At 67.4% G+C, this 22,975-nt stretch carries 18 protein-coding genes; 8 read left to right on the top strand and 10 right to left on the bottom strand.

Annotated elements, in window-relative coordinates:
- Window positions 1-165: 165 nt before the first annotated feature.
- Together BRAS3809_RS30065 and BRAS3809_RS30060 are read right to left on the bottom strand one after the other, a co-directional pair.
- A complete protein-coding gene (locus BRAS3809_RS30065) occupies window positions 166-1,398 on the bottom strand; it encodes an ABC transporter substrate-binding protein (RefSeq protein ID WP_008965789.1) in 1,233 nt (410 codons plus the stop codon).
- Between the two features lie 73 nt (window positions 1,399-1,471).
- On the bottom strand, window positions 1,472-3,022 hold the full coding sequence (locus tag BRAS3809_RS30060) for an acyl-CoA synthetase (RefSeq protein ID WP_008965788.1): 1,551 nt from the start codon (window positions 3,020-3,022) through the stop codon (window positions 1,472-1,474).
- A 270-nt stretch (window positions 3,023-3,292) separates the two neighbouring features.
- On the opposite strand from BRAS3809_RS30060, the gene BRAS3809_RS30055 reads away from it, so the two are divergent.
- The 7 genes from BRAS3809_RS30055 to BRAS3809_RS30025 all read left to right on the top strand — a co-directional run bounded on the left by BRAS3809_RS30055 (window position 3,293) and on the right by BRAS3809_RS30025 (window position 12,233).
- A complete protein-coding gene (locus BRAS3809_RS30055; RefSeq protein WP_008965787.1) occupies window positions 3,293-4,432 on the top strand; it encodes an acyl-CoA dehydrogenase family protein in 1,140 nt (379 codons plus the stop codon).
- Between the two features lie 220 nt (window positions 4,433-4,652).
- A complete protein-coding gene (locus BRAS3809_RS30050) occupies window positions 4,653-5,822 on the top strand; it encodes an acyl-CoA dehydrogenase family protein (RefSeq protein ID WP_008965786.1) in 1,170 nt (389 codons plus the stop codon).
- Window positions 5,822-6,478, top strand: a complete 657-nt coding sequence (locus BRAS3809_RS30045; protein ID WP_008965785.1) for a glutathione S-transferase family protein — start codon at window positions 5,822-5,824, stop codon at window positions 6,476-6,478. Before BRAS3809_RS30050 ends, BRAS3809_RS30045 begins: the two co-directional genes overlap by 1 nt.
- 287 nt (window positions 6,479-6,765) lie before the next feature.
- Entirely contained in the window at window positions 6,766-7,572 is an 807-nt protein-coding gene (locus tag BRAS3809_RS30040) for a helix-turn-helix domain-containing protein (RefSeq protein ID WP_035659402.1), read from the top strand.
- Window positions 7,573-7,649: 77 nt separating this feature from the next.
- On the top strand, window positions 7,650-8,516 hold the full coding sequence (locus BRAS3809_RS30035) for a beta-keto acid cleavage family enzyme (protein ID WP_008965783.1): 867 nt from the start codon (window positions 7,650-7,652) through the stop codon (window positions 8,514-8,516).
- 133 nt (window positions 8,517-8,649) lie between these two features.
- Window positions 8,650-10,266 (top strand): acyl-CoA carboxylase subunit beta, encoded by a 1,617-nt coding sequence (locus BRAS3809_RS30030; RefSeq protein ID WP_008965782.1) that lies wholly within the window; start codon window positions 8,650-8,652, stop codon window positions 10,264-10,266.
- Between the two features lie 14 nt (window positions 10,267-10,280).
- Window positions 10,281-12,233 carry an acetyl/propionyl/methylcrotonyl-CoA carboxylase subunit alpha gene (locus tag BRAS3809_RS30025; RefSeq protein ID WP_008965781.1) on the top strand — a complete coding sequence of 651 codons (1,953 nt, stop codon included), beginning with the start codon at window positions 10,281-10,283 and terminating at the stop codon, window positions 12,231-12,233.
- A gap of 346 nt (window positions 12,234-12,579) precedes the next feature.
- Here the strand turns inward: BRAS3809_RS30025 and BRAS3809_RS30020 are convergent, their stop codons facing one another.
- The 5 genes from BRAS3809_RS30020 to BRAS3809_RS30000 form a co-directional block, all read right to left on the bottom strand.
- Window positions 12,580-12,942, bottom strand: a complete 363-nt coding sequence (locus BRAS3809_RS30020; protein WP_083839191.1) for a response regulator — start codon at window positions 12,940-12,942, stop codon at window positions 12,580-12,582.
- On the bottom strand, window positions 12,929-14,311 hold the full coding sequence (locus tag BRAS3809_RS30015; RefSeq protein WP_008965778.1) for a PAS domain-containing HWE histidine kinase family protein: 1,383 nt from the start codon (window positions 14,309-14,311) through the stop codon (window positions 12,929-12,931). The genes BRAS3809_RS30020 and BRAS3809_RS30015 overlap by 14 nt, the downstream gene beginning before the upstream one ends.
- 327 nt (window positions 14,312-14,638) lie before the next feature.
- Window positions 14,639-14,944, bottom strand: a complete 306-nt coding sequence (locus BRAS3809_RS30010) for a c-type cytochrome (protein WP_035659399.1) — start codon at window positions 14,942-14,944, stop codon at window positions 14,639-14,641.
- Window positions 14,945-14,957: 13 nt separating this feature from the next.
- Window positions 14,958-15,707 carry a CBS domain-containing protein gene (locus tag BRAS3809_RS30005; RefSeq protein ID WP_008965776.1) on the bottom strand — a complete coding sequence of 250 codons (750 nt, stop codon included), beginning with the start codon at window positions 15,705-15,707 and terminating at the stop codon, window positions 14,958-14,960.
- A gap of 95 nt (window positions 15,708-15,802) precedes the next feature.
- Entirely contained in the window at window positions 15,803-17,353 is a 1,551-nt protein-coding gene (locus BRAS3809_RS30000; RefSeq protein WP_008965775.1) for an AMP-binding protein, read from the bottom strand.
- Window positions 17,354-17,652: 299 nt separating this feature from the next.
- Here BRAS3809_RS30000 and BRAS3809_RS29995 point away from each other — a divergent pair, with 299 nt between their 5' ends.
- Window positions 17,653-18,840 carry an ABC transporter substrate-binding protein gene (locus BRAS3809_RS29995; protein ID WP_008965774.1) on the top strand — a complete coding sequence of 396 codons (1,188 nt, stop codon included), beginning with the start codon at window positions 17,653-17,655 and terminating at the stop codon, window positions 18,838-18,840.
- Window positions 18,841-19,008: 168 nt separating this feature from the next.
- Here the strand turns inward: BRAS3809_RS29995 and BRAS3809_RS29990 are convergent, their stop codons facing one another.
- From BRAS3809_RS29990 to BRAS3809_RS29980, 3 genes are read right to left on the bottom strand one after another with little or no spacing between them, the layout of a single operon-like run.
- Window positions 19,009-19,401, bottom strand: coding sequence for an MAPEG family protein (locus tag BRAS3809_RS29990; protein WP_008965773.1), 393 nt, complete (start codon window positions 19,399-19,401; stop codon window positions 19,009-19,011).
- 26 nt (window positions 19,402-19,427) lie between these two features.
- On the bottom strand, window positions 19,428-20,510 hold the full coding sequence (locus tag BRAS3809_RS29985) for a lipocalin-like domain-containing protein (RefSeq protein WP_008965772.1): 1,083 nt from the start codon (window positions 20,508-20,510) through the stop codon (window positions 19,428-19,430).
- Window positions 20,500-22,962: an FtsX-like permease family protein gene (locus BRAS3809_RS29980; RefSeq protein WP_008965771.1), complete on the bottom strand. Its 2,463-nt coding sequence runs from the start codon at window positions 22,960-22,962 to the stop codon at window positions 20,500-20,502. The genes BRAS3809_RS29985 and BRAS3809_RS29980 overlap by 11 nt, the downstream gene beginning before the upstream one ends.
- Between the last annotated feature and the right edge of the window lie 13 nt (window positions 22,963-22,975).

Raw genomic sequence — 22,975 nt, 5'->3', positions numbered from 1 at the left:
ACGTGCACAAAGCTGCGCCGTCATATGCGATACCCCTCCCCGCAAGGGGGAGGGGAGCCGACTGCCGTCGCTGCGGGGGGCCGGCTCAAGCTAGCAGCGGCGCCTCAGGGCAGCCATGGCCGCGCCGGCGCCATAACGCGGGCTCGGCGCGCCGGTGTTTCTCGCTTATCCCCCGACGTCGGCGCTGATGATGTCGCCGAACAGGTCCCATTTGCCGCCCTTGAACTGCATCATCTTGAGCTGCTCGATCGGGGCGAAGTCGTTCGGGCCGGTGTTGACCTTGATGCCGGGGATCAGCGTGTCCGGCGCGAAGTCCTTCAGGCTGGCGGCCTGCTTCATGACGTTCTCGCGGGTGAGGTTGTCGCCACACTGCTTCAGGGTCTGCACCATGGTCTGCGCCGCGGCATAGCCATAGGCGAGGTTGGCGTCGGAGATGTTGGCGCCGGGCATGTACTTGTCGATGAAGGCCATGAACTTCTTCATGCCCTCGTCGTCCTTCCACTGCGGATCCGAGGGATCCTTGAGATAGCCGGCGGACAGCACGCCCTCGGAGGCCTCGAGGCCGGCCGGCTTCATCACGGCGCCGATCGAGATCGAGACGTCCGTCATCAGATGCATCGGCTTCCATTCCAGCTCGGCGATCTTCTTGATCGCTTGCGCTGCAAATTTCGGCGTCGCGATGTTGACGAACACGTCGGCGCCGGTGCCCTTGACCTTGACGATATGGGCGTCGATCGACGGCTCGGAGGTCTCGTAGCTCTCCTCGGCGACGATCATCGTCTTGGCCTTGTCGCCGAGCACCTCCTTGATGCCGAGGACGTAGTCCTTGCCGAAATCGTCATTGGCGTAGAAGATCGCGATCTTCGCGTTCGGCTTTTCCTTCAGGATGTACTTGGCGAAGATCCGCGCCTCGACGCGGTAGCTGGGCTGGAAACCCATCGTCCACGGAAAATCCTTCGGGTCGTTCCACTTGCTGGCGCCGGTGGCGAGGAACAGCTGCGGCACCTTCTTGGCATTTTGATACTTCTGCACGGCGGTCTGGGTCGGCGTGCCCAGCGCGTTGAAAACCAGGAACACCTCGTCGCTTTCGATCAGCTTGCGCACCTGCTCGACCGTCTTGGGCGGGCTGTAGCCGTCGTCATAGGAGATGAAGTTGATCTTGCGGCCGTTCACGCCGCCCTGATCGTTGATCATCTTGAAATAGGCTTCCTCGGTCTTGCCGATGACGCCGTAGGCCGAGGCCGGGCCGCTATAGGCCTCGACATTGCCGATCTTGATCTCGGTGTCGGTGACGCCGGTGTCGTATTTCTTCTGAGCGAGCGCGCTGTGGCTCGCCAAGACGGAGAATGCGGCAGCAGCCGCAAAAGACAGCAGAGTCCTGGTCGTCGTCGGCAACATTCCCTGGGCTTCCTCTGGTTGGTCTTGTGGGTGTTGGTCTGATATCCGCGGCGTCGGCGACGCCGCGGGTCGCTCATGACGCCTGCTGGACGAGATCGACGGCCGAGGCCGTCGCATAGCTCTTGCGCAGGGTCGGTTTGTGGATCTTGCCGGTGGCGTTGCGCGGCAGCGCGTCGACGAAGCGGACGGTGCGCGGGCATTTGAAGCGGGCGAGATTGGCCTGGCAGTGCGCGATGATCTCGGCCTCGCTCAGACTGTGGCCGGGCTTGACCGCGATGATCGCCATGCCGGTCTCGCCCCATTGCGAATCGGCGATGCCGATCACGGCGGCCTCGGCCACGGCGTCGAGCCGATGCAGCACGCTCTCGACCTCGGCCGGATAGACGTTCTCGCCGCCGGAAATGTACATGTCCTTCCAGCGGTCGACGATGTAGTAGAAGCCTTCGTCGTCGACCCGCGTCGCATCGCCGGTGTGCAGCCAGCCGTCGGTGAAGGAGGAGCGGTTGGCGTCCGGCCGGTTCCAGTAGCCGGGCGTCACGTTCGGGCCGCGCACCCACAATTCGCCGAGCTCGCCGATGTCGGCATCGCTGCCGTCGGGGCGGACGATGCGTACCTCGGTATGCAGCACCGGCTTGCCGGCGGAGCCGGCCTTGCGCGCGGCATCCTCGCGGTCGAGCGCGAGCACGGCCGGCGAGGTTTCGGTCATGCCATAGCCCTGCTGCAGCGCGACGCCGCGCTTCTCCCAGGTCTCGAGCAGCGGTACCGGCATCGGCGCGCCGCCGACGCCGCCGATCACCAGCCGGCTGAAATCGGCGGTCGCGAAGGCCGGATGCTGCGCCATGAACTGGTAGATCGCGGGTACGCCGAAGAACACGTTGATGCCCTGGGCGGGGTCACTGATGAGTTGCAGCGCCTGGCCGGGATCGAAGGCGCGCATGATCAGCACAGTGCCGCCGACATGCATCACCGGATTGGTGTAGCAGTTGAGCCCACCGGTGTGGAACAGCGGCAGCACGGTCAGCAGCACCGAGGACGGCGTGATGTAGGCGGGACCGCCGAGATTGACGCAATTGTAGAACGTCATGCCGTGGGTGATCATCGCGCCCTTCGGCTGGCCCGTCGTGCCCGACGTGTACATGATGGTCGAGACGTCATCGAGCGTGACCGGCTCGATCGCGGCGAGCGGTTTTGCAGTCGCGACCGCCCGCTCGTAGCTGCCGCCCGGGCCATAGCGGAGCGCCGAGGCGACGCCGCACAGCCGGCTCACCGCGAGCGCGGTGTCGGCGAGGTCGTCGTCATGGATCATCAGTTTCGGCGCGCAGTCGCCGACGATGAACTGCAGCTCGGGAACGGTGAGGCGCGTGTTGAGCGGCACGAAGATGGCGCCGACGCGGAAGCAGGCGAACTGCACCTCGAGCGTATCGGTCGCGTTCAGCGCCAGCACGGCGACGCGGTCGCCGCGGCCGACGCTGCAGGTGTCGCGGAGATGGCCGGCCAGGCGGGCGACGCGGGCGTCGACTTCCGCATAGGTGAAGCGGCGGCCGCTGCCGAGATCGACCATGGCGGTCTTGGCCGGCGTCCTCCGCGCATGATGCGCAATCCAGTCGTAATATCGTACTGGCACGCGGTTCCTCCTGGTGTCAGGCGATCTGATGCCGCCCTGCTCGCGATGGTCTCTGGCCTGCGTGTCCCGTCTTCCCGGACGCCGGGACACGCGGCGTTTTTGGCCGCGAGTGGGCCGATGAGTGCGTTGCACTGTCTTGCGTCAAGGCGCTGGTTGGTCGTCACGAATGCGCGCCTGGGCGGGCGCGATTTCGGCCGCCAGCGCCTCGACGCAAGGCGATACCTCGGCTTCCGGTCATCCTGCCGAAGCAGCAACCAGAGCCCGGCATCGATGACGAAAAGCCCGTTTTATACGGCCGAGCACGAGGCCTTCCGCGACGTCATCAGGCGCTTCGTCGACAAGGAGATCGCGCCATTCGCGAACGCCTGGGACGAGGCCGGCGAGTTTCCGCGCGCGCTCTATGCCAAGGCAGCCGAGATCGGCCTGCTGGGCCTGGGCTTCCCGGAAGAGTTCGGCGGTGTGGCCGCCGATCAGTTCATGAAGATCGTGTCGTCGCAGGAGCTGGCGAGGGCCGGCATCGGCGGCGTCAGCGCCAGCCTGATGAGCCACAGCATCGGCGCGCCGCCGATCGCGCGCGCGGCACGGCCGGAGGTGCGCGCGAAGGTGCTGCCGGAGATTCTAGCGGGACGCAAGATCTCGGCACTCGCGATCACTGAGCCGAGCGGCGGCTCGGACGTCGCCAATCTCCGCACCAAGGCGGTACGCGACGGCGATCATTACGTGGTGAGTGGCGAGAAGACGTTCATCACCTCGGGCGTGCGCGCCGACTACATCACGACAGCCGTGCGCACGGGCGGGCCGGGACCGGCGGGTGTCAGCCTGCTGCTCATTCCCGGCGACACGCCCGGGCTGACCCGCATCAGGCTGAACAAGATGGGCTGGTGGGCGTCGGATACCGCGACCCTGCATTTCGACAATTGCCGCGTGCCAGCCGAGAACCTGATCGGCGAGGAGGGGCAAGGCTTCAAGCTGATCATGCACAATTTCAACAGCGAGCGGATGGGCATGGCGGCGAGCTGCACGGCGTTCGCCCGCGTCTGCCTCGACGATGCGATTGCATATGCGAAAGAGCGGCAGACCTTCGGCAAGCCGTTGGCGCAGCACCAGGTGATCCGGCACAAGCTGGTCGATATGGCGCAGCGCGTCGCGGCCTCGCAGGCAATGCTGGAGATGCTGGCGTGGCGGCTCGAACAGGGCGATAATCCCGTCGCCGAAATCTGCATGATGAAGAACCAGGCGACGCAGACGATGGCGTACTGCGCTTCCGAGGCCGTGCAGATCTTCGGCGGCGCGGGCTTCATGCGCGGCGTGCGCGTCGAGCGCATCTATCGGGAGGTCAAGGTCAATGCGATCGGCGGCGGCACCGAGGAGATCATGAAGGACCTGGCCAGCCGGCAGATGGGATTGTGAGCCGCTCTCACCGCACGTGCGCGTCATTCCGGGGCAGCCCGCAGGGCTGAACCCGGAATCCCGAGGTTGTAAGATACGAACGCCAGACAAGCTCGGGATTCCGGGCTCAAGGCCTGCGGCCTTGCCCCGGAATGACGGGTGTGTCGCAATGAACGAAAGCACATCGAGATTCCGGGCTCGCTCGCTATCGCGAGCGCCCCGGAATGACGAGAGGAACCAAATGCTCTTCACCGCCGACCATGACGAACCGCGCCGCATCCTGCAGAAGTTCATCGCCGCCGAGATCAATCCTCATGTCGACGAATGGGAGGAGGCCGGCATCTTCCCGGCGCATGAGCTGTTCAAGAAGCTCGGCGACCTCGGCTTTCTCGGCCTCAACAAGCCGGTGGAGTTCGGCGGTCAGGGGCTGGACTATTCCTACGCGCTGATGATGGCGGAAGAACTTGGCGCGATCAATTGCGGCGCGATCCCGATGGCGATCGGAGTGCAGACCGACATGGCGACGCCGGCGCTGGCGCGGTTCGGCTCCGACACCGTGCGCAAGGAATTTCTGGCGCCGGCGATCTCCGGCGACTACGTCGCCTGCATCGGCGTCTCCGAGCCCGGTGCCGGCTCCGACGTCGCCTCGATCAAGACCCAGGCGCGCTCCGACGGCGACGACTACGTCATCAATGGCGGCAAGATGTGGATCACCAACGGCACGCAGGCGGACTTCATCTGCCTGCTCGCCAACACCAGCGACGGCCCGGTTCACCGCAACAAGTCGCTGATCTGCGTGCCGATGAAGAGCAAGGGCGTGCAGGTCGCGCGCAAGCTCGACAAGATGGGCATGCGCTCGTCCGACACCGCGCAGATCTTCTTCGACAATGTCCGGGTGCCCAAGCGCAACCGGGTCGGCGAGGAGGGCATGGGCTTCACCTACCAGATGATGCAGTTCCAGGAGGAGCGGCTGTGGGCCGGCGCCGCCTGCCTGAAGGCGCATGAGGCGATCATCAATGCGACCATCGAGTACACCCGCAACCGCAAGGCGTTCGGCCGTTCGATCCTCGACAACCAGGTCGTCCATTTCCGCCTCGCCGAGCTGCAGACCGAGGTCGAGCTCTTGCGCGCGCTGACCTATCAGGCGGCGGAGGCGCTGGTGGCCGGCGAGGACGTCACGCGGCTTGCGACCATGGTGAAGCTCAAGACCGGACGGCTCGGGCGCGAGCTCACCGATGCCTGCCTGCAATATTGGGGCGGCATGGGCTTCATGAACGAGACGCCGGTCAGCCGCGCCTATCGTGATTCGCGGCTGAGCTCGATCGGCGGCGGCGCCGACGAGGTGATGCTGACGATCCTGTGCAAGATGATGGGCACCTTGCCGGGCATGGCCAAGGCGGGGAACGCCTGATGATCACGCTGTATCATTGCGACGGCGCCCGCTCGTTCCGCCCGCTCTGGATGCTGGAGGAGCTCGGGGCCAACTACGAATTGAAGATGCTGCCGTTCCCGCCGCGGGTGCTGGCCAAGGAGTATCTGGCGATCAATCCGCTGGGGACGATTCCTTATTTGATCGACGGCGAGACGAAGATGACGGAGTCCTCCGGCATCTGCCATTACCTCGGTGTCAGGCACGGCCCGACGCCGCTGATGGTTGGGCCTGAGGAGAAGGATTACGGCGCGTTCCTGAACTGGATGTATTTCTCCGACGCGACGCTCACCTTCCCGCAGACGCTGGTATTGCGATACACGCAGCTCGAGCCGGAGGAGCGCCGCTCGCCGCAGGTCGCGACGGATTACGCCAAATGGTTCCTGGGCCGGCTGCGCGCCGTGGAGGCAGCGACCGCGAATGCCGAATTCCTGAGCGCCGGCCGCTTCACGGCCGCGGACATCGTGATCGGCTATGCGCTGCGCCTGGCGGACACGCTCGGCCTCGCCAAGGATTTCGGGCCGAATGTCGCCGCCTATTGGGCGCGCCTGCAGCAGCGCGACGGCTACCAGCGGGCACGCGCCGCCGAGCAGCGCGCCGGCGTGGAGCAGGGCATCAAGCCGCGCGTCAGGCCGTGAGTTGCGCACGTCATTCCGGGGCTTCCGTTATTCCGGGACGGTCCGAAGGACCAGACCTCAGATGCGCAATAGCGCATCGGGGAATCTCGAGATTCCGGGTTCGATGCTGCGCATCGCCCCGGAATGACGGCGTTTTGAATCCGGTGAGTTAACCGCGACAAAAATCGGCAGTCGTCGCCGATGACAGCGGCGCGAATTGCGCTATGGTTCTCTTCCAAAGAAGCGGCCGACAGAGCTGCGCCTCAGGAGGAAGACCCATGGATGCGAATCCCATGGATGCAAAGACCATGGATGTGACCCGCCGGGACTCCGGCCATCTGATGCTGATCACGCCCGAGCGCGTCTTCTACGCCGGGCTGCTCGGCCGGCCGCGCCAGCGCTGCTCGGGCGCGTTCCATATCTATGTCGCGCTGACCGGCAGCCTGCGGCTGCTGCCCGAGGCCGGTGAGGCGCGGTGCGGCGAGCTCCTGGTGGTGCCGCCGAACAAGCAGCACACCATCGAGAGCGATTACCGCACCGTCATCGTCGTCACCATGGAGCCGGAGAGCGTGCCGATCGGCACGCTGGACCGCTTCGCAGCCAAGGTCGCGCGCGAGGCGGCGGCCTATGCCTGCCGCATCCGCGCCGCCTATGAGGAGCTCGCGCAGCGGCCGCTTTCCGGGGACGTCACCAGCGCGGTGTTCGACCGGCTGTGCTTCGGCGAGGTGCTGCCGCAACGGACGCTCGACCCGCGCGTCGTCAAGGCGATCGGCCTGATCAGCCGCTTCTCCGGCGAGCCGGCCACCGCCGAGAGCTGCGCCGCCGCCGTGGGTCTGTCGACCTCCCGCTTCCTGCATCTGTTCAAGGAGGAGACCGACATCTCCTTCCGCTCGTTCCGCGCCTGGAAGCGCGCCCGGCACCTGCTCAACTACGCCAACCAGGATCTCAACTTGGCGCATCTCGCGCAGGACATCGGCTATCCCGATTCGACGCATTTCAGCCATTCGATCCGCCGCTTCTACGGCCTGAAGCCGCGCGCGATCTTCTCCGGCTCGCGCGACCTCGCGATCTATCGCAGCGGCGAGATCAGCCAGGATCTGGCCCTAGCGCGTTGACGCAAGCAGGCCTGTCGGCGCCTTGCGCATGATGACGACGGTCGCGAGCCGGCCGTCGTCATCAGTCAAGGTCCTGCATGAGCAACAAAGCCGTCATCACCTGCGCGCTGAACGGCGTGCTCACCGATCCCAGGCAGCATCACGTGCCGGTCACGCCGGAGGAGATGGCGCGCGAGGCGCGCCGCGCCTATGACGCGGGGGCGGCGATCATGCACATCCATCTGCGCCAGCAGGCGCCGGGCAAGGGCCACCTGCCGTCCTGGGAGGTCGCCGTCTCGCGCGAGATCCAGCAGGCGATCCGCGAGGCCTGCCCGGGCGTCATCATCAATCACACCTCGGGCGTGTCGGGCCCCAACTATCAGGGCGCGCTCGACTGCATCCGCGAGACGCGGCCGGAGATCGCGGCCTGCAATGCCGGCTCGCTGAACTATCTGAAGGTCAAGGCCGACAACAGCTGGGCCTGGCCGCCGATGATGTTCGACAATTCGGTCGAGAAGATCGGCGACTATCTCGCCGTCATGAAGGATGTGAACACGATCCCGGAGTTCGAGTGCTTCGACGTCGGAATCGTGCGCTGCGTCGGCATGTACCGCCAGACCGGGATGTATGCGGGTCCGCTCGAATACAACTTCGTGATGGGCGTCGCCTCGGGCATGCCGGCGGATCCCGAGCTGCTGCCGATCCTGCTCAAGCTGAAGCTGCCGGAGGCGCATTGGCAGGTCACCGCGATCGGCCGCGCCGAGATCTGGCCGCTGCACCAGCGCTGCGCCGAGCTCGGCGGCCATCTGCGCACCGGCCTCGAAGACACGTTCTATCTCGGCGACGGCACCAAGGTGACCTCGAACGGCCAGCTCATCGAGGCGATCGCCGCCTGCGCCCGGCGCGCGGGGCGTGAGATCGCGAGCCCTGCCGAGGCGCGGCAGATGTTCGGGACAGTGAACTGAGATTTAGCCCTTCGTCATTCCGGGATCGCCCGAAGGGCGAGGCCCGGAATCCATACTCCCGATCGTGGTGATGGATTCCGGGCTCGCGACTGCGTCGCGCCCCGGAATGACGCCCCAACAAAGAGCTCATGTCGTGGCCATCATCGACAACACCATCTCTCCCACCGGCGCCGCCTTCCAGGCCAACCGCGACGGCATGCTCGGCCTGATCGCGCGGATGCGCGATCTCGAGGCGCGGACGCGCAAGGCGTCGGCGGCGGCCAAGGACCGTTTCCATCAGCGCGGTCAGCTGCTGCCGCGCGAGCGCGTCGCGCTGGTGCTCGATCCCGGCGCGCCGTTCCTCGAGTTGTCGACGCTCGCCGGCTACATGTTCGATACGCCCGATCCGGCGAAGAGCGTGCCGGGCGGCGGCGTCATCGCCGGCATCGGCTTCGTCTCGGGCGTGCGCTGCATGGTCTCGGCGAACGATGCAGCCATCGATGCCGGCGCGCTGCAGCCCTACGGTCTCGACAAGACGCTGCGCGTGCAGGAGCTGGCGCTGGAGAACAGGCTGCCCTTCGTGCAGCTGGTGGAGAGCGCCGGCGCCAATCTGCTGCGCTACCGCGTCGAGGACTTCGTGCGCGGCGGCAACATCTTTCGCAACCTCGCGCGGCTGTCGGCGGCGGGCCTCCCCGTGGTCACGGTGACGCACGGCTCATCGACGGCGGGCGGTGCCTACCAGACCGGCCTCTCCGACTACATCGTGATGGTGCGCGGCCGCACCCGTGCGTTCCTCGCCGGACCGCCGCTGCTGAAGGCGGCGACCGGCGAGATCGCGACCGAGGAGGAACTCGGTGGCGCCGAGATGCACACCTCGATCTCCGGCCTCGGCGACTATCTCGCCGAGGACGATCGCGACGGCTTGCGCATCGCCCGGGAGATCATGGGCAAGCTGAACTGGGACCGGCCGTCGCACGAGGCGTCCGCGGCAAAGCCGCCGCGCTACGACCAGGACGAGCTGCTCGGCATCATGCCGCTCGATCACAAGCGTCCCGTCGACATGCGCCAGGTGATCGCGCGGATCGTCGACGACAGCGATTTCGTCGAGATGTCGCCGAATTACGGGCCCGCCACGGTGTGCGGCCATGCCCGGCTCGAGGGCCAGGCGATCGGCATCGTCACCAACAACGGCCCGCTCGACCCGGCCGGCGCCAACAAGGCGACGCACTTCATCCAGGCCTGCTGCCAGAGCCGCACGCCGATCCTCTACCTCAACAACACCACGGGCTACATGGTTGGCCGCGCCTATGAGGAGGCCGGCATGATCAAGCACGGCTCCAAGATGATCCAGGCGGTGACCTCGGCGACGGTGCCGCAGATCACGATCTATTGCGGCGCCTCGTTCGGCGCCGGCAACTACGGCATGTGCGGCCGCGGCTTCCATCCGCGCTTCTGCTTCTCCTGGCCCAATGCCAAGACGGCCGTGATGGGCGGCGAGCAGGCTGCCGAGACGATGGCGATCGTCACGGAGGCGGCCGCGGCGCGCCGCGGCAAGCCGGTCGAGCGCGAGAAGCTCGAGGCGATGAAGGCGCAGATCATCGGCGTGTTCGACAGCCAGATGGACGTGTTCGCGACCTCGGCGCGGGTGCTCGACGACGGCGTGATCGATCCGCGCGACACCCGCGCGGTGCTGGCGGAGGTGCTTTCGATCTGCCGCGAGGCCGAGGCGCGCGAGCCGCAGCGAATGCAGTTCTCGGTGGCCAGGCCATGAGCGGAGAGCAGGAGATGGTGCGCCGGCCGTTCCACAAGGTGCTGATCGCCAATCGTGGCGAGATCGCGCTGCGCGTGATGCGCACGGCCCGCCAACTCGGTCATGGCGTGGTCGCGGTCTATTCCGACGCGGATCACGACGCGCCGCATGTCCGGCTCGCCGACCAGGCCGTCCGCATCGGCGCGGCGCCGCCGGCGCAATCCTACCTCAACATTGCGGCCATCATCGCCGCGGCCAAGTCGACCGGCGCCGACGCCGTGCATCCCGGTTACGGCTTTCTCGCCGAGAACGACGATTTCGCGAGGGCCTGCAAGGACGCGGGTCTGGTCTTCATCGGCCCGTCGCCCGAGGCGATCGCGGCAATGGGCAACAAGGCGGGCGCCAAGACGATCATGCAGCGCGCCGGCGTGCCCTGCGTCCCGGGCTATCAAGGCGAGGACCAGGGCGACGCGGCGATGCTGCGCGAGGCGACGCGTATCGGCTTCCCCGTGATGATCAAGGCCGTCGCCGGCGGCGGCGGACGCGGCATGCGGCTGGTCAGCGATGCAGGCTCGTTTCCCGACGCGTTGCGCAGCGCGCGTTCGGAAGCGGCCGCGGCATTCGGCGACGGCACCGTCATCCTCGAGAAGGCGATCGCCAATCCGCGCCATATCGAGATCCAGGTGTTCGGCGACAGCCATGGCAACGCCGTGCATCTCGGCGAGCGCGACTGCTCGGTGCAGCGGCGACATCAGAAGCTGATCGAGGAGGCGCCGTCTCCGGCCGTCGGCCCGGAGTTGCGCGCGCGCATGGGGGCCGTCGCGGTGCAGGCGGTCAAGGCCATTGGCTACGAGGGGGCCGGCACGCTCGAATTCCTGCTCGACGGCGACGGCCAGTTCTACTTCATGGAGATGAACACGCGGCTGCAGGTCGAGCATCCTGTCACCGAGGCGCTCACGGGACTCGATCTCGTCGAATGGCAGCTCCGTGTCGCCGCCGGCGAGCCGCTGCCGCTGCGTCAGGAGCAGATCGGCTTTTCGGGCCATGCCATCGAGGTGCGGCTGTGCTCGGAGGACGCGGCGCAGGACTTCATGCCGCAGTCCGGACGCATGGCGCTGTGGCAGATGCCGGAGACGATCCGCGTCGAGCACGCGCTGCAATCGGGTGCGGCGATTCCGCCGGACTATGATTCGATGATCGCCAAGCTGATCAGCCATGGCGCATCGCGCGAGGAGGCGCGCACGCGATTGATCTGCGCGCTGGAGCAGGCGGTCGGGCTCGGCGTGACCACCAACCAGGCCTTCCTGCTGTGCTGCCTGCGGCATCCGGCATTCGCCGCCGGCAAGGCGACGACCGCGTTCATCCCGGCGCATCGCCACGAACTGCGAACGCACTCCGGCGCGGCGGATGTCGCGCTCGCCGCGCTGCTGCTGTCGGTCAGTCATCCGCTCGCCCATCCCGTCCGCGGCGGCCGCTCGATCGCCGCGGCGTTTCCAACGCCGCTGCGGTTCGAGCTCGATGGCGCGATCCGCGATTGCGAGCTCTCGCGCGAGCGCGACGGCAGCTATCGCGTGACGCTGGAGGGCGCTGAGCATCTCTTTGACATCGTCTCGCTCTCGGCCGACGGGATCCGGGTCCGTCGCACCGGCATCACCGACAGCGCGTCCTTCGCGCGCGACGGCGATCGGCTGTTCATGCAGCATCGCGGTCGAACGCTGACGCTGCGCGACGTCACCCTGGCCGCGCCGCAGTCCGCGGCGACCGCCGGCGGCGACGGCAGGGTTCGCGCCGCCTTGAACGGCCGCGTCGTCGCCGTGCTCGTCAAGCCCGGCGATCGTGTTGCCCTGGGGCAGCCGGTCGTGACCCTGGAGGCGATGAAGATGGAGCACGTCCACACCGCCGGGCTGTCCGGGACCGTGAGCGCCATCGACGTCGCCGAGGGCGATCAGGTGACGACGGGACGGATCGTGGTGGAGATCGCGGGGTGATGGCTGCAGTTATGCCCGGCGCTGTCGGGAGAAGTTAAGGAGCTCCTTTCGGCGAATACCGCCCGTCCCGCTGCCCCGTAAGAACGGGGAGAGGGAGCGCAGCGTGCTCGCGGCGGAGGGCTCGTATCATGTCGACGGTTTGCAGATTGTCATCGAGGCACTCTCCCCCGGCATCGAAGGTGCAACCTCTCCCCGCGCTTTTGCTGGGAGAGGTCGGATTGCGCAGCAATCCGGGTGAGGGGCATGGCACTCACGGATCCACGTCGGAGGTCCATCGGACCAGCACGTCGTATCAATTGCCTGACGAGCGCCGCGGCCAAACACCGCCGCCGCCATCGCGACCGCCTCAGCGCGGCAGCTGGCGTCGCAAGGTCGCGACCAGCCGCGAGGTCTGGAACGGCTTCGACAGCAGCGGTGCGGTGGCGAATTCCTCCGGGCATTGATCGACGGAATAGCCGGTGACCGCGACGAAGGGCACGCCGGCCGCGCTCAGCGCGCGGGCGATCGGGGCCGAGGTCTCCTCGCCGAGATTGACGTCGAGAACGGCGAGATCGCAGCGGTTGCGCTGCAGGAGATGCAGGGCTTTGCTCACGCTGGGCGCGACGCCGACGATGGCGAAGCCGGCCTCCTCGAGCTCGATCGACAGATCGAAGCCGATCATCGGATCGTCCTCGACGATCAGGACGTTGATCTTGTCAGCGGCGGACATGGCTGTTGCCGCGGCTGATGCGTTGCAGGGGGCATCTGAGATGCCAGCGCAGTCCTGACGGCGCGAACTCGACCTCCACCTCGCCATCGAGTCCCGCCCGCACCATGTCCGAGATCACGCGGCCGCCGAAGCCGCTGTGCTCCGGGCGAGACACCGGCGGCCCGCCGCTCTCGCGCCAGCTCATGTCGAAATGGTCGCCGTCGCGACTCCAGCCGAGCATGACCCGACCGTCGCCGCCCGAGAGCGAGCCATACTTGGCCGCGTTGGTGGCGAGCTCATGCACGGCCATGCCGATCGCCTGCGCCGCTTCCGGCGTCAATTCGATCTGCGGTCCGTCGATCGCGATGCGGTTGCCGATCAGGTGGCGGAATGCGCCGAGCTGCGAGCGCACGAGGTCGCCGAGCGGAATGAACCGCCAGTCGTTCTCGATCAGCAGGTCCTGGTTGCTCGCGATCGCCTGCAGCCGCTCCAGAAAGCGGTCGAGGTCGAGCCGCCGGCCATGCCGGGTCATCTGCCGCGCGATCGCCTGCACCAGCGACAGCATGTTCTTGCTGCGGTGATTGACCTCGGCCAGGAGAGTGCGCAGTTGCGCCCGCGTCTGGCGCTTGTCGGTGATGTCGCGCACGATCTTGGAGGCGCCGATGATGCGGCCGGCGGAATCGCGCACCGGCGAGACCGTCACGGAGACGTCGATCAGGGCGCCGTCCTTGCGCAGGCGCACGGTCTCGAAATTGTCGATCATCTCGCCGGACAGCACGGTGGCGAGGATGCGATCCTCCTCGGCCTGGCGCTCGGCCGGGATGATGGTGCGGATCGACCGGTTGATCATCTCGGCTTCGGAGAAGCCGAAGATGCGCTCGGCGCTCTTGTTCCAGCTGGTGATGGTGCCGTCCAGCGTCTTGCTGACGACACCGTCCGAGGAGGATGCGACGATCGCCGCCAGCATCGCCGCGCTGCGCTCCGTCTGCCTCAGTTGCGTGACGTCACGAAGCACCCCGGAAATGCCGATGATCGCACCGACCCCGTCGCACCGGATCGGCGAGAAGGTGACGCAGACTTCGATCGGCCGGCCTCCCTTGGCCAGCCGGACCGTCTCGAAGTTCTCGACCGATTCACCGCGGGCGACGCGCTGGCGGATGCGAAGCGCTTCGTCGCGGAGCTCGGCCGGGATGATCTCGGCGATCGACCTGCCGATCATCTCGTCCGCGCTGTAGCCCAGCTTCGCCTGGCAGGCCGCGTTCCAGCTGCGGACGATGCCGTCGGTGGTCGTGCTCAGGATGGCATCTGCCGACGACCGCATGATCGCGGCAAGATAGGCCGTGTCGTCGATCGCAGGAGAGGCGGTGGAGGCGCCGGGCAGTCCGTGCACGTCGCATGCTCCTTGCTAGCACGACGAAAGAGAAGACGTCGCACACGAGATTACCAACTTGTTTGTGTACGAATGCAAGGGCTATCTCGTTCGCTGCTTCTTGTTGGTTGTTCGGCAACGAGGACAGGATGCTCGCCGGCGCAAACGACCGCGCTGCTCGAACTCGCTGGTCCAGCTCACGGCGGCGAATACACGTAACGCCGACCTCACAATTTTGTTCCGGGGGATCTGACAGGCTGTGCCGATGGCCGCCGCGCGAGCGTCAACGCGCCGCGCGAGGCCGGCGCATCAGGCTACCGGGTCCGGCCCGGGCAGCCGCCGGGGCGTCTATTTCCGGAGGCTCAGGACGTAGCCGGCGAGGTCGGCCGCATCGGTCGCGTTCAGCGGATTGCTGGCCATCGTGGCATGTGGAAGCAGCAGGAACTTCACCAGCATCTCCTTCGTCATCCCCTCCCTGGAGGCGATGGCGACGAATGGCCGGGCGCGGCGGAACTTGGCGGGTTCGCCGCCGATGGCGTGACACTCCGCGCACCAGCGTTCGGCGAGCTGGCGCCCATGATCGAGGTCCTCGGCCGCCGCGCTGGCCAGCACCGGGAGGGAAAGCAGGATCGACAGCGCGATGGCCGGACGCAACGGCGGCACTCCTTTACAGCGGCTGGTCGTCGTCGGTCGACGGCTGCTCCTGCAGCGACACGATGTCGCCGCCGCCGAACTCGTCCTCCGGCGGCGGGTAGATCCACATGTGATCGCGCACGTCCCTGACGCCTTGCACGCTCTTGGCGGCCACCAGCGCCGTCGCCCGTTCCTTTTCGGTGCGCACGGCACCGGTCAGATGTGCCATCCCGTTGCGGACGACGACGTTGAAGCGGCAGTGCTTGCAGGCGGCCTCATCGAGCGCGTCGAGGATGGCGCCGCGGATCTCGTCGTCGTCGCGGCTGGGGGCCGGCACGGCGGTCGCGAGATCGGCGAGCGTCTGGACGAAGTCGGTGTGCGTCACCATGCCGGCCAATTGGTCTCCGCTCATGACTGGCAGTCGCTTGATGCCGCGTTTTTCCATTACCTCGGCGATCTCGGCGAGGCTGGCGTCGCTGCTGACGGTCACCGCCGGCCGGCTCATGATGTCGCCGACGGTGCGGCCATGGGAGTGGACGAAATCCGCGCCGATGCGGCCGCGCCCGACCAGCAGATCGAGCCAGCGGCCCTGCTTGCGCTCGGTGCCGAGCTCGGCGCGGCGCAGGAAATCGCCGTCGGTGACCATGCCGACGAGCTGGCCGGCGGCATCGACCACCGGCAGTCCGCCGATATGATTGCGCAGCATGATCCGGGCCGCCTCGGCCACCGGGGTTCCCGGCGTCACCGTGATCACGGATCTGGTCATGATCTGATGGGCGCGCATGTGTGGTCTCGCGAAATGGCTGGCTCGCAATCTCAAGAGCATACCGACGTCGCGCCGCATCCGCTTGACCAGGATCAACCCGCCGTCGCGGCGCGTTACACGATCCGCGAGGTCTTGTTGCCCCAATAGCGGTCGCGCAGCAGGCGCTTGTAGAGCTTGCCGGTCGGCAGCCGCGGCAGCTCCTTCTCGAAGTCGATCGAGCGCGGCACCTTCTGCCGCGACAGCGACTGCCGGCAGAACGCGATCAGCTCCTCCTCGAGTTCGGGACCGGGCACGACGCCCGACATCGGCTGGATCACCGCCTTCACCTCCTCGCCGAGGTCGGCATTGGGCACGCCGAACACTGCGGCGTCGGCGACCTTCGGATGCGTGATCAGCAGGTTCTCGCATTCCTGCGGATAGATGTTCACGCCGCCCGAGATGATCATGAAGGTGGCGCGGTCGGTCAGATAGAGATAGCCGTCGGCATCGACATAGCCGACGTCGCCGACCGTGCTCATCGTGCCGTCGGCGGAGCGCGCCTCCCGGGTGCGCTCGGGGTCGTTGAAATACTCGAATGGCGAGCCGGTCTTGAACCACACCGTGCCGGCGGTGCCGATCGGGCACGGCTGCATGTGCTCATCGAGGATGTGTAGGTCGCCGAACAGCACCTTGCCGACGGTGCCGCGATGCGCCAGCCATTGCTCGCTGTCGCAGGCGGTGAAGCCGAGGCCTTCGGTGGCGCCGTAATATTCGTGGATGATCGGGCCCCACCAGCGGATCATGTCCTCCTTGACCTGCGCCGGGCAGGGCGCGGCGGCATGGATCGCCACCTCCAGCGACGACAGGTCGTAGCGGGTGCGGACCTCCTCGGGCAGCTTCAGCATGCGCGAGAACATCGTCGGCACCAGCTGCGAGTGGGTGATGCCCCATTGCTCGACGAGCTGCAGATAGCGCTCCGGATCGAAATTCTCCATGATGATGGCGGTGCCGCCGGAGCGGATCGTGAGGTTGACGGCGGCCTGCGGCGCGGAGTGATACAGCGGCGCCGGCGACAGATAGATCATGCCCTCGCGATAGCGCCACAGCTTCTCCAGGAAGTCGAAGATCGGCAGCTGCTGCACCGGCGGCTGCTCGGGCAGCGGCCGCAAAATGCCCTTCGGCCGGCCCGTGGTGCCGGAGGAGTACAGCATCGCGGTGCCGACGCTCTCATCGGGAATCGGCGTCGCCGGCAGGCCGGCGGTGGCTTCAGCAAGGCCGACGATGCGATCGCTCTCACCGGGACCATCGGCGACGATGCAGAGCTCGATGCCAGGCGCCTCCTTCAGCGCCTCGCGCGCGACGTCGAGCTTGGCGACTGAGGTGATCAGCAGCCGCGACTGGCTGTTGTTGAGGATGTAGGCGAGCTCACCGGGCGTGAGGTACGAATTGACGCAGGTGAAGTACAGGCCCGAGCGCTCGCCGGCGCCGCACGCCTCGAGATAGCGATCGTTGTTCTCCATGAAGATCGAATAGTGGTCGAGCCGCTTCAGCCCGCGCTTGCGGAACAGCCGCGCCAGCCGGTTCGAGCGCGCCTCCAGCTCGCGATAGGTCACCGCCTCGCCGGTCGAGGCCATGATGAAGGCGGGCTGCAGCGGGCGCAGCCTTGCGTGCTTGCCGGTATACATGGGTCCTCCCCTGGGCCCGCCGGAATTCCGCGGCGCGCGATGGCGGGACGGACAGGCGACGTGGCGCGACGGCGCGTCACGACGGCGGGCTGTTTCCTTCCACACGCGCCATCCTCGCGGGACGGCTCTTTGTTGCTTGGGCCGGAGTGTAGCGGAGGAGCCCCACGCTCTCAACTCGGCTCTCGGTCCCGTTTGGCCCGGGGCGGGAAGGGATGGGCGCGGCCGGGGTTCTGGCATAACATGAGGCCGCATTCCCAAGCGAATGACGGGTCACAACGAGAAACTCCGGGAGAGAGCATATGAAATCGGGCTTGCTGGCTTTTGCTGCGGTTGGGGCGCTGATGGTGGCCGCGCCAGCCTCGGCACAGGTCAAGATCGGCATCCTCAACGACCAGTCCGGCGTCTACGCCGATTACGGCGGAAAATACTCCGTCGAGGCCGCCAAGATGGCGATCGAGGATTTCGGCGGCGAGGTGCTGGGGCAGAAGATCGAGCTGGTCACCGCCGACCACCAGAACAAGCCGGATCTCGCCTCGACGATCGCGCGGCGCTGGTACGACACCGAGGGTGTCGACATGATCACCGAGCTGACGACCTCCTCGGTGGCCCTGGCGATCCAGGAGCTGTCGAAGGAGAAGAAGAAGATCGACATCGTGGTCGGCGCCGCGACCTCGCGCATCACGGGCGATGCCTGCACGCCCTATGGCTTCCACTGGGCCTATGACACCCGCGCGCTCGCGGTCGGCACCGGCGGCGCGCTGGTCGAATCCGGCGGCGACAGCTGGTTCTTCATGACCGCCGACTACGCCTTCGGCTATGCGCTGGAGAAGGACACCAGCGACATCGTGACGTCGAAGGGCGGCAAGGTGCTGGGCTCGGTGCGTATCCCGCTCAACTCGTCGGACTTCTCGTCCTTCCTGCTGCAGGCGCAAAGCTCGAAGGCCAAGATCATCGGGCTCGCCAATGCCGGCCTCGACACCACCAACTCGATCAAGCAGGCCGCCGAATTCGGCATCGTCAAGGGTGGGCAGAAGCTGGCTGGCCTGCTGATGACCCTGTCGGAGGTGCACGGCCTCGGCCTCGAGGCGGCGCAGGGCCTGGTGCTCACCGAGGGCTTCTACTGGGACCACGACGACAAGGCCCGCGCCCTCAGCGAGCGCTTCATGAAGCGGACCGGACGCATGCCCAGCATGATCCACGCCGGCACCTATTCGGCCACGCTGTCCTATCTGAAGGCGGTGAAGGCCGCCGGTACCAAGGACTCCGACGCCGTCGCCGCCAAGCTGAAGGAGCTGCCGGTCGACGACGCCTTCGCGCAGGGCAAGGTGCTCGCCAACGGCCGCATGGTCCACGACATGTATCTGTTCGAGGTCAAGAAGCCGTCGGAATCGAAGAAGCCGTGGGACTACTACAAGCAGCTCGCCACGGTGCCCGGCGACAAGGCGTTCTTCTCGGCCAAGGACAGCGGCTGTCCGTTGACGAAGTGATCGCGCGAATCGGTGCCAAACAAGAGGTGTCGTCCCGGCCTTGAGCCGGGACCCATACCGCGTGATCTATCTTGGGGCAGGCTGGAGGTTGGGCTGTCGTGCTCACAACGCCCGCCGGTGGCTCTGGGTCCCGGGTTGAGCCCGGGACGACGGCGGAGGCCGGCGCGGTCAGCCGTGCAGCATGCGCCAGAGAATCGCGAGGAGAGAGCCCACCAGAAGCGCCATCGCGGCCAGCGCCTGCACGCCGAAACCGGGGCCGCGCTTCTCGGCGGCCTTGGCGTAGGACGTCATGTACATGACGCGGCCGGCGATCCAGACCAGGCCGATCAGCGCCGCGACGGCGTCGCTGACATAGATCGCGAACAGCCACAGCGCGGGCAGGAAGATCGGCAGCCATTCCAGCGTATTCATCTGGACGCGGAAGACGCGCTCGAAATCCGGATTGCCGGAGATCGCCGGCGCCTTGACGCCATACGTGCCGCGGGCCTTGCCGACCAGGATCGACATGTAGAAATAGAGCAGCAGCGCCAGCAAAGTGACGATGGCGGTGAAGTGGTACATTGTGGTCCCCCCGTGTTTGGTACGCTCTAATACCCGGTCAGTTCGAGATAGCCCACCCCGGTGTGGCTGCCCGTGAAGCTGATCGGCCCCTCCCAATACGGCACGCGGGTGCCCATCCAGGCCTTCGGATTGAGCGGCGCGGTATCGATGGCGATGCCGAGGGACACGATCGCGACGTGCCAGCCGACCGGCAGCTTGCGCTCGCCGATCGCAACCGTCTCGGTCGGCCGCATCGCGATGCCGTCGGGGCCGAGCGGGCGCGACGCGCCGTCGGCCGTGATCCAGGTGCCGGATGTGTAGTCGCCATTGCCCTGCCGCATCCGGTAGAGCATCAGCTTCTCGCCGCCCGAGAAATGCAGCGCGAACCAGTCCCAGCCGCTCTGGTCGGAGGCCAGTGGCTGGCTGCTCCATTCGCGGTCGAGCCAGGCGTGGCCGGTGACCTCGACCGGCGTGCCGTCGAAGCTGATGCGGCCGCGGGCGCGGTAGAACGGCTGGCTGTAGTAGTACGACGCCTGGCCGCGCTCGGACTTGCGGCTGTAGCCGCCGATCCCCTGCAGCACCACCGGATGATCCGCCTCCAGGTGCAGCATATAGGAGAAGTCCGATGCGCTCGCGCTCATGTCGAGCGGCGCCAGCGACTGGTCGTCGGTGGTGTCGGTGCCGCGCAGCTGCCAATCGTCGATCCAGGCCTGGAACGGCTTGATCTCGACGCCGGCCTGGCCGATGCCGCCGCGCGCGTATTTCTCGGTCGAGCGATGGCTGTCGGCGCGCGTCACCGCCGCATGCGCCATCCAGAGCTGCTGATTGTCGAAGCCCTCGGCCTGCGGCCCCGGCCGCGCCGCCGAGCGGAACAGCGTCCATTGCAGGCCGTAGGCCTTGCCGCCGGCGTCGCTGAGATTGGCGGTGATGTACCACCACTCGATGCGGAAATCATTGTGCGGCCCGTGGTCGGCCGGGAAGGTGAACGTCTTGCCCGGAGTGACCGGCGCAAAGCCGTCGGCGCTGTCGGCGAGGCCCGCAAAACCCTGCGCGCCGGCAAGGCGCGGCAGCATCAGCAGGCCGAGCCCGCCGATGAGACGACGTCGCGTGATGGTCGCTCTAGCGCTCAATGGTGAAGGTCCTCACGAGTTGCGCCGGCTGCATCCGCGCCAGCCGCAGCACCGGCAGCAGCGAGGCGACCAGCGCCGCGGCGAGGGTGACGACCAGCAGCCGGATCAGCTGCAGCGGAAACACGTCGAACGGCAGCCGCCAGCCGAACGCCTTCACGTTCACGATCGCGATCAGGCACCATGCCACGACGAGCCCGAGCGGCAGCGCCAGCAGCGCGGTGAGGCCGGCGAGCGACAGCGTCTTCAACAGCTCGACCTCGGCGAGCCGCCGCCGCGTCAGCCCGATCGCCCATAGCGGTGCGAGCTGCGGCAGCCGCGAGTTCGCCAAGGTCAGCAGGCTGGTGAGCAGCGCGATCGCGGCGACGCCGAGCGTGAAGGTGTTGAGCGCGCCGGTCACCGCAAAGGTGCGGTTGAAGATCTGCTTGGACTCCTGCTTGATGTTGGCCTGGTCGACGACGTTGCGGCCGTCGAGGCCGAACTTCTCGCCGAGATCAGCGATCAGCCTGGGCACGTCGGCGGGCGCTGCGCGCACCGCCATCCGCGTGATCGGCGTCGCCGGAAAACGCCGCGTCAGCGCGGCGACGTTCACGGTGACCTGGCCCTTCGGATTGCCGTAGTCGGCATAGATGCCGGCCACCGTGATGTGCCAGTCGCCGGCCGGCGCGGGAATGTCGATGGCATCGCCGAGCGACAGGTTGAGCCGCCGCGCCAGCTGCTCGCTGACGAAGCCGGCATCGCCGCGCACCAGCTGCTTCCAGGCGTCGGGGCCGGCCTGCAGCAGCGGCCAGTGGTCGCGATAGGTGGCGTGATCGGGCAGGCCGAGCACGTCGATCGGCGCGCCCGCGAGCTGCGTCTCGGCGCGTCCGCCGGGCAGCACCGCCTGCGCCTCGGGCTGCGTGCGCAGCCAGCTCTGGATGTCGCGCGCCTGCGCCTCGTCGGCGGCGCTGATGTAGATGTCGGCGGCGAGCCGGCCGTCGAGCCAGACCAGGAAGGTGCGGCTGAACGTCTCCACCATGGTCGCGACGCCGACATTGACGGCGAGCGCCAGCAGGAGCGCCATCAGCGCCAGCGACAGGCCCGAGATCTGCTGCCGGCTGTCGGCCCAGAACCATTGCGGCAGCGCCGCCTTGGCGCCGCGCTCGCCGAGCCGCAGCACGAGCTCGAGAATCGCCGGCAGCAGCAGCGCCGCGCCGAGCATCATCGCCGCGAGCACGCCGAAGCCGGCGAGCAGCGATTGCCCCAGCCACAGCAGCAGGCCGGCGGCGACGAAGAAGGCGAGCGCGACCGCGCTCTGCAGCCGCAGCCAGCGCCGCTGCGCCTCCTGCCACGCATAGGGCTGCGCGGTCGACAGGATCGGTAGCCGCATCGACTTGACGAGGCTGGTGGTGGCGGCGGCGAGCGCGCCGGCCACGCTGATGACGAGGCCGGCGAGCCACCATTCCGGACGCAGGCTGAGCTCGCCCGGCACCTGCGCGCCATACAGGCCGCGCAGCGAGGCGGCGACGTTCGGCAGCAGCGTCGCCGCGATGACATAGCCGCAGACGAGACCGACCACGCCCGCGACCAGCGCGAAGGCGATGAGCTCGCCGATCAGCACGGCGTTGAGCTGCCGTGCCGACACGCCGCAGGCGCGCAAGGTGCGCAGCACCGGCAGCCGCTGCTCGAAGGCGAGGCCGATGGCGGAGTTGACGATGAACAGGCCGACGACGAAGGACAAGAGGCCGAACGCGGTGAGGTTGAGATGGAAGCTGTCGGTCAGCCGCTCCAGGTCGGTCTCGGCCTCGGGCTGGACGAGCTGCAGCCGACCGTCGGCGAAGCTCTGCAGCGGCGCGTGCTGGCCCGCCGTCTTGCCGACCAGCAGCCGCGAGATCTGGCCGCGCTTGTCCAGCAGCCGCTGCGCGTCGCTGATGTCGACCACGAGCACGCCGGGCGCCAGCTGCTGCTGCGCCATCAGCGGCGGCAGCTGGGCGTCGTTGCTGAGCCGCGGCGTCGCGCCCTCCTTGAGATCGAGATCCGCGAGCGTCTCCGGCGCGATCAGCGTGCGATGCGGCGGCGTGAGGAACGCCTCGAGCTCGCTGCGGCCGACCATCGGCGCATCGCCGACCTCCTTCGGGATGCTGAACGGCTCGATGCCGAGCAGCCGGATCGACCGCCCGTCGATCTGCACGCGGCCCTCGACCACCGGCGACACCGGCCAGCCGGCGCGGCGCAGCTCGGCGAACACGCTCGAGGGCAGCATCTTGCCGTCGCGCGCGACCAGCATCGGCGTGCGCGCCCCGCCGAAGATCGCGGCGGCGCGATCATAGGAGCTGCGGGCCTGCTGGTTCAGCGCCTGCACGCCGCTCCACAGCGCGGTGGCCGAGATCAGGCCGATCAGCAGGGTGGCGAGCTGCATCGGATGCCGCCGCCAGTGGCTGAGCAGCACGGCGAGGATCCACAGCGCCCGCCTCATGCGACACGGCCGG

The organism is Bradyrhizobium sp. STM 3809 (genome assembly GCF_000239795.1).
In the GTDB taxonomy this organism is placed as follows: Bacteria; Pseudomonadota; Alphaproteobacteria; order Rhizobiales; family Xanthobacteraceae; genus Bradyrhizobium.
Note: the sequence above shows the minus strand (reverse complement) of the source record. Positions and strands in the feature narration are given on the sequence as shown.